We start from the raw sequence: 3842 nt of genomic DNA on the forward strand, positions 1-3842 counted from the left end.
TGATCTGCAGCGTTGCTGGAGTGGTGCTCAGCTGCAGATTTTCGAAGCCCTTGCCGCCAGCATCGACTGCGCTCTGAACACCCAACTTCACGGTTTCGCCGTCTTTGAAGACGTCGTCGCCCTGGGCTGCCAGGGTATAGGTGGCCGTGGTCGAGCCTGCTTTCACAGTCACGGTAGCGCCGTTGCTGAGGGTGACGTTGAGGTCACGCTCCAGCACACGGTTAGTGGTGACGGTAAAGGTCGCCGGCTGGTTCTCGGTGACGCTGGTCTGGTCGGCGGTGATGCCAACGGTGACCAGGTCGCCGCCATTCGAGGTGCCAGTACCGCCTGGGTTGCCAGGGGTGCCCGGCTCGTCAGTGACGGTCGTGGTGCGGGTTTCGCCGCCCAGTGTCAATTTCTCGAAGTTGTCGCCGCCGCTGACCGAAACCAGCTTGTTGACGATGTCCGCTTGGCCGCCAGTGTAGACGTCGTCCTTGGCATTCACGATGACATTACCGCTAGCGTTGCCGCTGGCGATCACGACCTTGCTACCGTCGCTGAGCGTGAAAGTCAGCCCGCCATGCCCTGTGACCGGCAACCCTTGTGCGTTGCTGAGGGTCACGGTGTACGTGACCTGGCCGCCTTCGGTGACAGTCGTCTTGTCGGCCGTCAGGGTCGCCACGACCTCGTTGGTGGTATCAAGAATTTGCAGCGATGCCTGGGTGGTATCGATCTGCAAGTTTTCGAAGCCTTTGCCACCGGCGTCCACAGCGCTCTTCACGCCCAACTGAACGGTTTGACCGTCTTTGAAGACGTCGTCGCCTTGAGCCGCCAAGGTATAGGTAGCCGTCGTCGTGCCTGCCTTGACGGTGACGACACCGCCGTTGGTCAAGGTGACGTTGAGGTCACGCTCGAGCGCGCGGTTGATCGTGACCGTGAAGGTAGCCGCCTTGTCTTCAGTGACCGATGGCTGATCGGCTGCGATGCCGACCGTCACCAGATCACCGCCGTTCGGTGTACCAGTGCCACCCGGGTTACCTGGTGTACCTGGCTCGTCGGTGACCGTGGTGCACGTGCTGCCCGAAGTCGACAGTTTCTCGAAGACATTGCCGCCAGTGATGCCGGTGATCGACTTGACGATAGTGCCCTGCCCGCCAACGTACACGTCATCGGCGGTCGTCAGTACGTAAGTGCCGCTCGCCTTGCCAGCCTCGATGGTGACGACGCCGCCACCTTCCAGCGTGAAGGTCATGCCTTTGTGGCCAGTGACCGGCAGGCCGTCCTTGCTGATCAGGGTCACGGTGTAGGTGATCTGACCGCCTTCGGTGACGGTGGTCTTGTCAGCGGTGAGCGTTGCGACGACTTCGTTGATGGTGTCGGTGATCTGCAGCGTTGCTGGGGTGGTGCTCAGCTGCAGGTTCTCGAAGCCCTTGCCGCCGGCATCGACTGCGCTTTGTACGCCCAGCTTCACGGTTTCGCCGTCCTTGAAGACGTCGTCGCCTTGTGCTGCCAGGGTGTAGGTAGCCGTGGTCGAGCCGGCTTTCACAGTCACGGTAGCGCCGTTGCTGAGGGTGACGTTCAGATCACGTTCCAGCACACGGTTAGTGGTGACAGTGAAGGTCGCCGGCTGGTTCTCGGTGACGCTGGTCTGGTCGGCGGTGATGCCAACGGTGACCAGATCGCCGCCATTTGAAGTGCCAGTACCGCCTGGGTTACCAGGGGTGCCCGGCTCGTCAGTGACGGTCGTGGTGCGGGTTTCGCCGCCCAAGGTGAGCTTCTCGAAGTTATCGCCACCGCTGACCGAGACCAGCTTGTTAACGATGTCCGCTTGGCCGCCGACGTAAGCATCATCTTTCACCACGATGGTCGCGGTGCCGGTGGTGCTGCCGGCCGGGACTTTGACCACGGTGCCGTCGGTCAGAGTGAAGCTCAGGCCATTGTGGCCAGCCACTGGCAGACCTTGGGCGTTGGTCAGGGTCACGGTGTAGGTGACCTGGCCGCCTTCGGTGACGGTGGTCTTGTCCGCGGTCAGTGTTGCCACGACTTCGCTGGTGGTATCGGTGATCTGCAGCGTTGCTGGAGTGGTGCTCAGTTGCAGGTTCTCGAAGCCTTTGCCACCGGCATCGACTGCGCTCTGCACACTCAGATTTACGGTTTCGCCGTCCTTGAAGACGTCGTCGCCCTGGGCTACCAGGGTGTAAGTGGCCGTAGTCGAGCCCGCTTTCACAGTCACGGTATCGCCGTTACTGAGGGTGACGTTGAGATCACGCTCCAGCACACGGTTAGTGGTGACGGTGAAGGTGGCCGGCTGATTCTCGGTGACGCTGGTCTGGTCGGCGGTAATGCCGACGGTAACCAGGTCGCCGCCATTCGAGGTGCCAGTACCGCCTGGATTGCCAGGGGTGCCTGGCTCGTCAGTGACGGTCGTGGTACGGGTTTCGCCGCCCAGCGTCAGCTTCTCGAAGTTGTCACCACCGCTGACCGAGACCAGCTTGTTGACGATATCCGCTTGGCCGCCAACATAGGCATCATCTTTCACCACGATGGTCGCGGTGCCAGTGGTGCTGCCAGCCGGCACTTTGACCACCGTGCCGTCGGTCAAGGTAAAGCTCAGACCGTTGTGGCCGCTGACAGGCAAGCCTTGGGCGTTGGTCAGGGTCACGGTGTAGGTAACCTGGCCGCCTTCGGTGACAGTGGTCTTGTCAGCGGTCAGTGTTGCGACGACTTCGCTGGTGGTATCGATGATCTGCAGCGTTGCTGGAGTGGTGCTCAGCTGCAGATTTTCGAAGCCCTTGCCGCCAGCATCGACTGCGCTCTGAACACCCAACTTCACGGTTTCGCCGTCTTTGAAGACGTCGTCGCCCTGGGCTGCCAGGGTGTAAGTGGCCGTGGTCGAGCCCGCTTTCACAGTCACGGTATCGCCGTTGCTGAGGGTGACGTTGAGGTCACGCTCCAGCACACGGTTAGTGGTGACGGTGAAGGTCGCTGACTGGTTCTCGGTGACGCTGGTCTGGTCGGCGGTGATGCCAACTGTGACGAGGTCACCACCGTTCGGCGTACCGGTACTACCAGGATTGCCCGGCGTACCTGGCTCGTCGGTGACCGTGGTGCACGTGCTGCCCGAAGTCGACAGTTTCTCGAAGACGTTGCCGCCAGTGATGCCGGTGATCGACTTGATGATGCTCGCCTGGCCACCGACATAGACATCGTCGGCGGTGGTCAGCACGTAGGTGCCACTCGCCTTGCCCGCCTCGATGGTGACGACGCCGCCACCTTCCAGCGTGAAGGTCATGCCTTTGTGGCCAGTAACCGGCAGGCCGTCCTTGCTGATCAGGGTCACGGTGTAGGTGATCTGACCGCCTTCGGTGACGGTGGTCTTGTCAGCGGTAAGCGTCGCAACGACTTCGTTGATGGTGTCGGTGATCTGCAGCGTTGCTGGGGTGGTGCTCAGTTGCAGGTTCTCGAAGCCCTTGCCGCCAGCATCGACTGCGCTCTGCACGCCTAGCTTCACGGTTTCGCCGTCCTTGAAGACGTCGTCGCCCTGGGCTGCCAGGGTGTAGGTAGCCGTGGTCGAGCCCGCTTTCACAGTCACGGTATCGCCGTTGCTGAGAGTGATATTCAGGTCACGCTCCAGCGTACGGTTGACGGTCACAGTAAAGGTCGCTGGCTGGTTTTCAGCAACGCTCGGCTGGTCAGCGGTAATGCCGACAGTGACGAGGTCGCCACCGTTGTTACTGCCCGGCGTACCTGGGTTACCTGGAGTGCCCGGCTCGTCGGTCACATCGGTAGTGACATAGCCGGAGGTCGACAGCTTCTCGAAGACGTTGCCACCGGTGATACCGGTGATGGTCTTGACGATGGTG

1 protein-coding gene is annotated in these 3842 nt (G+C 61.4%); it reads right to left on the bottom strand.

The features are described from left to right. The coding region (locus G7Z99_RS19560; protein ID WP_375139174.1) for a beta strand repeat-containing protein at positions 1-3842 on the bottom strand (3842 nt) is incomplete at both ends.

The organism is Pseudomonas entomophila, assembly GCF_013523165.1.
Lineage (GTDB): Bacteria > Pseudomonadota > Gammaproteobacteria > Pseudomonadales > Pseudomonadaceae > Aquipseudomonas > Aquipseudomonas entomophila_A.